Genomic DNA, 8,857 nt, shown 5'->3' with positions numbered 1-8,857 from the left:
TGGTGGGGGCGATGGTCATCGCCTGTGGGTTGGCGGGGTGTGGGAGCGCCGTGGACGACCGGGAGCCCGAGACGCTGGGAACCCAGGTGGCCGAGCTGTCCGCGCCCAACGGGCGCAACCTGAATGGCCGCAATCTCAACGGGCGCAACCTCAATGGCTCCGAGCTGGGGCAGATGCTCGTGGGGGTGCGCTTCATGGGGGCCGTGCGCGCGGACCTGGGCGCGCTGACGCGGACGTGGCTGGACGGCAGCGTGCTCCGCGGCGAGTCCCATGACGGCACGGTGATGTCCGGGATGGACTTCCTCGGCACGCACTTCGTCGGAGAACTCGGGAGCGGCGACACCGTCGCCCTGCGCGTGGACGACATCCAGCCGGGCACGGGCGCGAGCGAGGACGTCTGGGTCTATCGCGTCTCGTACTACTCCCTGGCGGACAACACGTGGAAGCCCGCGTGTCAGGCCGAGGATGGCTCCGCGCTCGGGGCCATCCCCGTGGAAGGGCGCTGGGACTATCGCCAGGGTGTCGCTGGCGGCGGCGCGAAAATCGAGGACACGCAGGCCTTCACCTTCGCGTGCGAGGGCGCGGCCATCGCCAAGTGCGTCCGCTTTGGCTACCGCCCCTGGGCCACCACGGTGATGGGGCGAAGCCTGGCTCCCTTGCACCAGGCCTGCACGCGGATGGTGCGCGCGGACTTCTGCGGCGACGGCACCTCGTACACGGTGGATGGGAGCTGGGTGAATCTGTACGACGCCTCGGGCGTGCAGCAGGACTCCGAGGGCTGGAGCGTGGAGGCGGAGTGGGACGCCTCGGGCGCGCGCTGTCGCACGCCGACGACGCGGGCCCGCGAGCGCCAGGTGACGTGCTCCACGGGGACGATTCTGCCGACGTGTGGCCTGCCGACGAACTTCCTGCTCGGCACGCTGCTGATGAGCGAAATCCCGGCCGCGGCGACGCAGGGACCCGTCCTCCTGGCGACTCCGGAGCCGAGCGCCTGGTGAGCCCGGCTGCTGGCCATGTGCATGAGCGGGCGTCCTGCCTGCCTCTGTCTCCTGGGGCGAGGAGCGGAGGCGGGCGACTTCCGGCGGCAAGGGGCCGACACCACGTTTAGCCGGCCCGCCGGGGGCAGGGGAGGGACCGGCGGAGGACGGAGACGCGCGGTGAGACGAGCCCAACGGACGAGACGGATGGCGGCTGGCGGGACGTGGTGCCTGCTGCTGGCGGCGGCTTGTGTGGTGGCCGGCTGCAAGAAGAGCTCGGGCGAGCCAGCGCAGCCCGAGGATCCCACGGTGACATTGGGCCAGGAGAACGTGGCGCTCGCGCAGCCGAGCGAGCTGCGCTCCGGCCCTGGAATCTCGGGCACGCTCCAGGCCCGCACCGCGGCGGCGGTCCGCGCGCAGGTGGCGGGCACGGTCCTCGATATCGAGGCCCAACAGGGGCAGGTGGTGAAGAAGGGCCAGGCGCTCGCGCGCATCGACGATGCGACGTTGAGGGACCAGGTCATCGCCACGCGCACGGCGGTGTCGACGGCGCGCAATGCCTTGCAGGTGGCCGAGGCCGAGGTGGAGCGCAGCGCGAAGCTGGCCAAGGCCGGAGTCATCACCCAGCGCGATTTCGAGCGGGCGCAGTTGTCGGTGGCGCAGGCGAAGGGACAGCTCGCGGAGGCGCGCTCCCGTCAAGCGCTGGCGCAGGAGCAACTGGGGCGCACGCGGGTGGTGGCGCCCTTCGTGGGCGTGGTGAGCGAGCGGCAGGTGAGCGTGGGTGACGTCGTGCAGCTGGGCTCGCCGCTGTTCACCGTGGTGGACCCGCGCACGTTGCGCCTGGAGGCGTCGGTGCCTGCCGCGAATCTGGACCAGGTGAAGGTGCGCACGCCGGTGGAGTTCAAGGTCACCGGGTACGCGGACCGCTCGTTCACGGGACAGGTGGAGCGCATCAACCCGGTGGTGGACCCGAACACGGGGCAGGTGCGCATCTACGTGGCGATTCCCAATACGGACCTCCAGCTCCTCGCGGGGCTGTTCGCCGAAGGGCGCGTGGCCGCGCGGGCCGCGCGAGCGCTGTCGGTGCCGCTGGGTGCGGTGGATGACTCCGAGGGAAAGCCCACGGTGCTGCGCGTGCGAGACGAGCGTGTGGAGCGCGTGCCCATCACGCTGGGGCTGCGCGATGAAGTCGAGAAGCGGGTGGAGGTGCGCCAGGGGTTGCAGGAGGGAGACGTGGTGCTGCTCGGCTCCGCGCGCGACGAGGTGAGCGAGGGCGCGCGCGTGAAGGTGGACGCGCCACGTCCGGGAGAGCCGGTAGCAGGAGACGAAGGCCCTGGTGTCGGTGGTGGCGGCGCCGAGTCCGACACTCGCCAGGGCGGAAATGAAACCGCGCCCGCACGTCCTTCCCCGTCACCGAGCGAGTCCTCGGAGGGCGCGACGCCACGCGCGCCCTGAGTTCGCTGCGTCCCTTCGAGTCCTTCCGGGAGAAACCCCGTGTTCATCTCCGACTTCGCCATCAAGCGTCCCATCGTGACCATCACCGCGATGGTGACGCTGGTCATCTTCGGCATCGTCGCCTTGTGGCAACTGGAGACGGATGAGTTCCCGGACGTCCAGGCGCCGGTCATCGCCGTCAGCATCGTCTACCCAGGCGCCGCACCCGACACGGTGGAGCGCGAAATCGTCGAGCCCATCGAGGACGCCATCTTCGCCATCAGCGGCGTGGACCCGAAGGAGACGACCGCCACCGCCACTGACGGCCTGGCCACCTTCACGGTGTTCTTCGAGTTCGAGAAGGACATCCAGGAGGCCTCGCAAGACATCCGCGATGCCATCTCCAGCAAACGCGCCGACCTGCCTCGGGAGATGGAGGAGCCCGTCCTCACGCGGTTCGACCCGGCGGACGCGCCCATCGTCTCGCTGACCCTCACGTCGGAGCGACTCGATGTCGCCGGGCTGTCCCGCGTGGCGGACCCGCTGGTGGTGGGCGAGCTGCGCTCGGTGCCCGGCGTGGCGCAGGCCGACGTCGTCGGCGGCGTGGAGCGGGAGATGACCGTGCAGCTCAAGCCCGAGGCGCTCCAGGCCGCGCGCATCTCCCTGGCGGAAGTCGTGACCGCGCTCCAGGCGCAGAATCTGGCCGCGCCGGTGGGCCGCATCAACTCGAAGCTCGAAGAGGAGTCCATCCGTCTCAAGGGACGCCTGGAGAGCCCCGAGGCCTTTCGCGACATGGTGGTCACCACGCGCAACGGTCAGGTCATCCGACTGGGGCAGTTGGCGGACGTCTTCGTGGGCTCGGAGGAGCCTCGCACGCTGGCGCTCTATGACGGCGCGCAAGCGGTGGGCATCGAAGTGCTGAAGACGAAGGGCTACAGCACCACCGAGGTGGCGGACGCGGTGCGCGAGCGCGTGGCGGCGTTGCAGAAGAAGCTCCCGGCGGACGTGAAGCTGGCCATCGTCCGCGACGCGGGTGTGCGGGTGGAGAGCGCGGTGGAGAACGTGCAGTCGGCGCTGGTGGAAGGCGCGCTGCTCACCGTGCTCGTGGTGTTCATCTTCCTCAACTCGTGGCGCTCCACCGTCATCACGGGGCTGGCGCTGCCGGTGAGCGCGCTGGCGGCGTTCATCAGCGTCTGGGCCTTCGGCTTCACGCTCAACACGATGTCGCTGCTCGGCCTGACGCTGGCCATCGGCATCCTCATCGATGACGCCATCGTGGTGCGCGAGAACATCGTCCGCCACATCGAGATGGGGAAGGACCACTACACCGCGTCGAAGGAGGGCACTTCGGAAATCGGGCTCGCGGTGTCGGCGACCACGTTCTCCATCGTCGCCGTCTTCGTGCCCGTGGCCTTCATGTACGGCGTGGCCGGACAGTGGTTCAAACCCTTCGCACTCACCATCGCCTGCGCGGTGCTGGTGTCGCTGTTCGTGTCCTTCTCCCTGGACCCGATGCTGAGCGCGTACTGGGCGGACCCGCAGGTGGAGAAGGGCGCGCGGCGCGGTTTCATTTCCCGCGTCCTCGCCCGCTTCAACACGTGGTTCGACCGGCAGGCGGACCGCTACAAGGGCGTCATCGCCTGGGCGCTGGACCATCGGCTCGCCATGGTGCTCGTGGCGGTGGGCTCGCTCGTGGGCGCGTTGGTGCTCCAGGGAACGGTGGGCGGTGCGGGCTTCGTGCCGGTGAGTGACCGCTCGGAAGTGGAGCTGCTGGTGGAGACGCCGCCGGGCTCCAGCCTGGAGTACACGCGCCGCAAGGTGGAGGAGGTGGCGCGCGTCGCCCGCGCCCATCCGGAGGTCGCCTATACCTACAGCACCATCGGCGTGCCGCTCCCGCTGAGCGCGCCCGGTGTGGACCAGGCGCTCGTGTACGTGCGGCTCACGCCCAAGGCGGACCGCGACGTGAGCCAGGATGCGCTGGGCAGCACGCTGCGCAAGGAGCTGGCGAGCGTGGGCGGCGCGAAGGTGTCTGTCTTCACGTCGGGCTTTGGCGGCGCCTTCAAGCAGATTCAGTTGGAGCTGAGCGGGCCCGACCAGAAGAAGCTCACTGAACTCGCTCAACAGGTGCAGCGCGAGGTGGAGAAGGTGCCCGGCGCGGTGGACGTGGGGCTCTCCACGCGGGGGCAGAAGCCGGAGCTGGAGGTGGACCTGAACCGGGGCCTCGCGGGGCAGCTCGGGGTGACGGTGGGGCAGGTGGCCCAGGTGCTGCGGCCGGCCTTCGCGGGACTGGACGTGGGGGACTGGGTGGACCCGATTGGTGAGACTCGCGACGTCATGGTGCGGCTGGCACCCGAGGCGCGTGACAACCCGGACGACCTGGCGCGAATCCCCATCCGGGTGGGCGCGGCGCCGGGAGGCGCACCCCAGCTCGTGCCGCTGGGGCAGGTGGCGGACATCCGGCAGGCGCTCGGTCCCGCGCAAATCACGCACCTCAACCGGGAGCGGGTCATCAACGTGCAGGCGAACGTGCAGGACCGCTCGTTGACGGAGGTGATGCGAGACATCCAGGAGCGGGTGGGCGCGGTGCAGCTCCCCGCGGGCTACACGCTGACGACGGGCGGTGAGTCCGCCGACCAGGAAGAGGTCTTCTCGCGGGTGTTCCTCGCGTTGGGCGTCGCGGTGCTGTTGATGTACCTCATCCTGGTCATCCAGTTCGGCTCGTTCCTGGACCCGCTGGCCATCCTCATCTCGCTCCCGCTGTCCCTCATCGGCGTGGTGCTGGCGCTGCTCATCACTGGGGACACGCTCAACATCATGAGCCTCATCGGCGTCATCCTGCTGATGGGCATCGTCGCGAAGAACGCCATCCTGCTCATCGACTTCGCGAAGTGGTCCCACGAGAAGGGGATGCCCTTGCGCGAGGCGCTCATCGAGGCGGGCCGCATCCGCTTGCGCCCCATCATCATGACGACCTTCGCGCTGGTGGCGGGCATGATTCCCGTGGCCATCGGCGCGGGCGAGGGTGGTGACTTCCGCGCTCCGCTGGGCCGCGCGGTGATTGGCGGCACGATTACGTCCACGTTGCTGACGCTGCTGGTGATTCCGACGGTGTACGAAATCCTGGTGGATGGGCGGACGTGGATGGGCCGCAAGCTGCGCAAGGTCTTCCACTTCCGAGCACCCGGAACCGGGCACCCCACGGGCGGAGGCGGCGAGCCCCGTCCGGCGCCGCAGTCCCGACAGAAGTGACACCGGGCTGCTGGGAGTGTCCGAGAAGCTTCGCGGAGTGTCCGCCTCGGACGGATGTTGAACGTCGGCCCGAGAAGCGGGTTGGCGTGTCCCTCGGAGGAACCTAGGGTCGGTCGCCATCCGCCATGTCCCGAGCCTTGCTGCCTGAAGACCATCGTCGACTCGTCACCCAAGCCCTGGCCGCACTCGATGTCCGCAACCTGGTCCTGAGCATCCACGACCCCAGCTTCCCCAGTCTTCCGCACGAGGACACGGGCCGAGGCTCGCCCTATTCGGAGGGCGCGGCCCGCTTCCTGGAAGCCGCGCGCAGGCTGGGCTTCACGGGCATCCAGCTGGGGCCCCAGGGGCAGACGTCGGAGTCGAACGCCTCGCCGTATGACGGCACGCTCTTCTCTCGCAACGTGCTCAACGTGGCGCTCGCGGAGCTGGAGGACGAGGCTTGGGGTGCGTTGCTTCCGAAGGGCCGTGTGGCCGCGCTCGTCGAAGGGCGCTCGCGTTCCTCCAGTCCTGGGGAGCGCTACCGGTGGGCTTTCCGCACGCAGCTCGCGGTGCTCGACGAGGCGTGGACGTCGTTTCGGCTCCAACGCGCGAGTCCGGATGCCTCGGCCGCCATTCGTGAGGGCGCCGAGACCTTCAACACCTTTCGCCAGCGACACCGGGCGTGGTTGCTGCGTGACGCGCTCTTCGATGTGCTGTGCGCGGAGAAAGGCGTGCTGGACTGGAGGCCGTGGGCCGACTCCTTGGATGGACGGCTGTGGAGTCCGCGTCCGGGAGCCGAAGGTGTCGCCGCCGCGCGGGTGCAGGCGCTGGAGACTCAGTACGCGGACGTACTGGAGCGCTATGCCTTCTTCCAGTTCCTGGTGCATGCGCAGCACGAAGTCCTGCGTGCTCGCACGACAGGGCTGAAGCTGAAGCTCTACGGCGACCTGCAGATTGGGTTCTCACCGCGCGATGCGTGGGCGTGGCAGGGCTTGTTCCTTGGGACGTATCTGATGGGCGCTCCGCCGAGCCGCACCAATCCGGAGGGCCAGCCGTGGAACTATCCGGTGTTGGACCCGGAGCAGTACTTCGCGGAGGGCGGTGAAGGTCCCTTGCTGGGCTTCCGGCCCGGAGCGGTGCTGCGCTTCATGGACGCGCGCATGGACAAGATGCTCGCGGAGTACGACGGTCTGCGGCTGGACCATCCCCATGGGCTGGTGTGTCCGTGGGTCTACCGCGCGGGGGAGTGGGACGCGTTGGGGGCGGTGCAGCACGGGGCGCGCCTGTTCTCGTCGCCGGACCTCACGGACCACCTGGAGCTGGCGCGCTACTCGCTGGTGAGCCCCCAGCAGTTGGACCGTTCGCTGCCGAGGTACGCGGATGGCGAGGTGAAGTCGCTCACGCCCGAGCAGGTGCAGCGCTTCAGCGTCCTCTTCGACACGGTGGTCGCGGCGGCGCGGCGCAACGGCCGGGATTTGGGCGACCTGCTGGGCGAGGTGCTGAGCACGCTGCCGTATCCGTTGGGGCGGGTGATGGCGCGTTATGGGCTGGGCCGCTTCCGCGTCACGCAGAAAGCGGACCTGCGCAATCCCGCGGACGTGTATCGCAGCGAGAACGTGGCGCCCGAGGACTGGATGATGGTGGGCAATCACGACACGAAGTCGCTGTGGCGTCTGGTGGGGGACTGGCAGTGGCGCGGCACGCTGCGGGCGCAGGCGGATTATCTGGCGACCCGACTGTGTCCCGAGCCCGAGCGGCGAGAGGACTTCGCACGAGCGCTGGCGGCGGACCCGGGGAAGCTCGCGCAGGCGAAGCTGGCGGACCTGTTCGCCAGTCGCGCGCGCAATGTCATGGTGTTCTTCACGGACTTGCTGGGGATACCGGAGACGTACAACGAGCCGGGCACGGTGGATGAGCGCAACTGGTCGCTGCGCGCGCCGACGGACTGGATGCGGGAGTATCGCGAGCGCCTGCGAGGCGACGCCGCGATGAACCTCCCCGGCGTGCTGGCCCTGGCGCTGCGAGCAGGAGGGGAGCCCGCGCGGGAGAAACACCGTGAGCTGCTCGCGGGGCTCGACCGGCTCGCGGAGGAGCTGAGGGAAGGCCGGTAGCGCGTGTGCCCCGACTGCGCCCGCGCGGCATGAAGTGACGCCTCCGCGAGCGCCCCGACGGCGCCCGCGCGGCATGACGTGACGCCTCCACGAGCGCCCCGACGGCGCCCGCGCGGCATGACGTGACGCCTCCACGAGCGCCCCGACGGCGCACGCGCGGCATGACGTGACGCCTCCGCGAGCGCCCGGGGCTGGCATTGCGCACGTGCGACCGACGGGCAGCGAACCGTGACGTGCCCCCATCATGTGGAGGGCGCCAGCATCGCGCACGTGCGACCGATGGGCCGCGAACCGCGACGTGCCCCATGGGTGTGAAGGGGCTGGCATCGCGCACGTGCGACCGGCGGGCCGCGAAGCGAGGTGTGTCCCACGCTCGCTTCACGTCCGCCCTCAAGTGCTAGTGAAGCGGGACTCCCTGCCCCGCTTCACATCCCCGCTCAGTGCTGCACGTCCACCACGAGGCGCGTGGGCTCGCGCAGCTCCAGGACGCGGAACGCCTGGACGCTCTTGTTGCCCAGCACCCACGTCACCTCGCCCTCGAAGTCACAGGTGCGCTCCAGTTCCAGGAGCACGGGCAGCGCCGGCTTCAGCTCGCGCGTGGCCACCGTCGGCTGGCCCGCATCGGTGTGTGCTCGCGCGGGAGTGAAGGTCACCTGGAGCTGCCCCTTGCCCGCGAGCGACGCCGGGTCTCCCGAGCCACACTGCACCACCGGCTCCTTCGCGTACCCCACGCGGTAGCCGGGTAGCTGCGTCCCCTCGAACTCGAACACCACGCGGTCGAAGTCCGGATGTGCCCCCGCGCGCACCGAGCGCAGCGTGGCCTGGGGTGCATCCTGCCGCTTCATGTCCACGACCCCGGAGGTCCACTCGCGATTCTTCGGGTCCTCGGGCGTGTACCCACCACCACTCGGCGGCGTCTTGCCGGGTGCTTCCTTTCCAGGAGGCTCCGTTGGTTCGGCGGGCTCTCCGGAGGGAACGGGAAGCTCCTCGTCCTGAGCGCCACCGCGGACAGGCACCCCCGTGCTCCCCGTCGTCACGACATGCACGGGAGGCTTCGCGGCGGCCTCGCCCTCGCGAGGAAGCGTCCCCTCGGGCGGGCTCGAGGGC

At 69.8% G+C, this 8,857-nt stretch carries 5 protein-coding genes; 4 read left to right on the top strand and 1 reads right to left on the bottom strand.

The window, feature by feature from the left end:
- Positions 1-2 precede the first annotated feature (2 nt).
- The 4 genes from HR086_RS41465 (at position 3) to HR086_RS41450 (ending at position 7,750) form a co-directional block, all read left to right on the top strand.
- Positions 3-998 (top strand): ADYC domain-containing protein, encoded by a 996-nt coding sequence (locus HR086_RS41465; RefSeq protein WP_373564418.1) that lies wholly within the window; start codon positions 3-5, stop codon positions 996-998.
- Positions 999-1,184: 186 nt separating this feature from the next.
- The gene (locus tag HR086_RS41460; protein ID WP_174468381.1) at positions 1,185-2,432 is read left to right on the top strand and encodes an efflux RND transporter periplasmic adaptor subunit; all 1,248 of its coding nucleotides are present in this window, start codon (positions 1,185-1,187) and stop codon (positions 2,430-2,432) included.
- A 39-nt stretch (positions 2,433-2,471) separates the two neighbouring features.
- Positions 2,472-5,660 carry an efflux RND transporter permease subunit gene (locus tag HR086_RS41455; RefSeq protein WP_174468380.1) on the top strand — a complete coding sequence of 1,063 codons (3,189 nt, stop codon included), beginning with the start codon at positions 2,472-2,474 and terminating at the stop codon, positions 5,658-5,660.
- A gap of 125 nt (positions 5,661-5,785) precedes the next feature.
- Entirely contained in the window at positions 5,786-7,750 is a 1,965-nt protein-coding gene (locus HR086_RS41450) for a 4-alpha-glucanotransferase (RefSeq protein WP_174456941.1), read from the top strand.
- 437 nt (positions 7,751-8,187) lie between these two features.
- Here HR086_RS41450 and HR086_RS41445 read toward each other — a convergent pair.
- Positions 8,188-8,857: hypothetical protein (locus tag HR086_RS41445; RefSeq protein WP_174468379.1), on the bottom strand; the 670-nt coding region annotated here is incomplete at its 5' end.

Origin of the sequence: Myxococcus sp. CA039A (assembly GCF_013336645.1) — a bacterium.
Classification (GTDB): Bacteria; Myxococcota; Myxococcia; order Myxococcales; family Myxococcaceae; genus Myxococcus; species Myxococcus llanfairpwllgwyngyllgogerychwyrndrobwllllantysiliogogogochensis.
Note: the sequence above shows the minus strand (reverse complement) of the source record. Positions and strands in the feature narration are given on the sequence as shown.

Bases quoted from the DNA above. Each gene is read 5' to 3' on its own strand.
- HR086_RS41460 (WP_174468381.1), top strand. From the start codon at position 1,185: ATGGCGGCTGGCGGGACGTGGTGCCTGCTGCTGGCGGCGGCTTGTGTG.
- HR086_RS41450 (WP_174456941.1), top strand. From the start codon at position 5,786: ATGTCCCGAGCCTTGCTGCCTGAAGACCATCGTCGACTCGTCACCCAA.